Genomic DNA, 553 nt, shown 5'->3' on the forward strand with positions numbered 1-553 from the left:
AAGTCGTAACAAGGTAGCCGTAGGGGAATCTGCGGCTGGATCACCTCCTAAGAATAAAACACCGCCGAATGCCGAAAAAACATCAGGTCACAACAAAAACCAATAAAAGATCTTAAAATCAAGGTTTTAAATCAAAAAGGTCAAATCGAAATTGAAACCAAAATTTGAAAACCAAATTTGAAAACCAAAAGATCATCGGGCAAGACCCAAAAACAAAATCGGGGAATGCCCGAATTGACGTATCGGGCTTGTAGATCAGCTGGAAGATCGCCGCCTTTGCAAGGCGGAGGCCTGGGGTTCAAATCCCCACAAGTCCATTTTATTGGATCCGATCATCATCGGAAACAAAATCGGCCGGATAAAACCGATCCGGTTCAAAACAAATCAGAAGCGCATTTTTAATGCGCGGGGTGCAATTCCTCGACAAACATTTATAATGCACTCCGCGATTACTCGCGGGGGAAGGACGGATAAATCGTGTGCCAGCACGGAATTTATGTGATGTCATGTAAAGGTTGAAGAAGATAAACAACAACAAATCAACAAGTTGGAC

1 protein-coding gene, 1 tRNA gene and 1 rRNA gene are annotated in these 553 nt (G+C 43.0%); 2 read left to right on the forward strand and 1 reads right to left on the reverse strand.

Going from position 1 to position 553, the window contains the following annotated elements; all coding sequences use genetic code 11:
• Nucleotides 1-49, forward strand: a 16S ribosomal RNA gene (locus tag MmiAt1_RS09420); the annotation flags it as partial.
• A gap of 195 nt (nt 50-244) precedes the next feature.
• A tRNA-Ala gene (locus MmiAt1_RS08000) sits at nt 245-317 on the forward strand.
• A gap of 2 nt (nt 318-319) precedes the next feature.
• On the opposite strand, the gene MmiAt1_RS08005 is transcribed toward MmiAt1_RS08000, so the two are convergent.
• Nucleotides 320-553: hypothetical protein (locus tag MmiAt1_RS08005; protein WP_318786364.1), on the reverse strand; the 234-nt coding region annotated here is incomplete at its 5' end.

It is taken from the genome of Methanimicrococcus hacksteinii (assembly GCF_032714515.1).
GTDB classification, from domain to species: Archaea; Halobacteriota; Methanosarcinia; order Methanosarcinales; family Methanosarcinaceae; genus Methanimicrococcus; species Methanimicrococcus hacksteinii.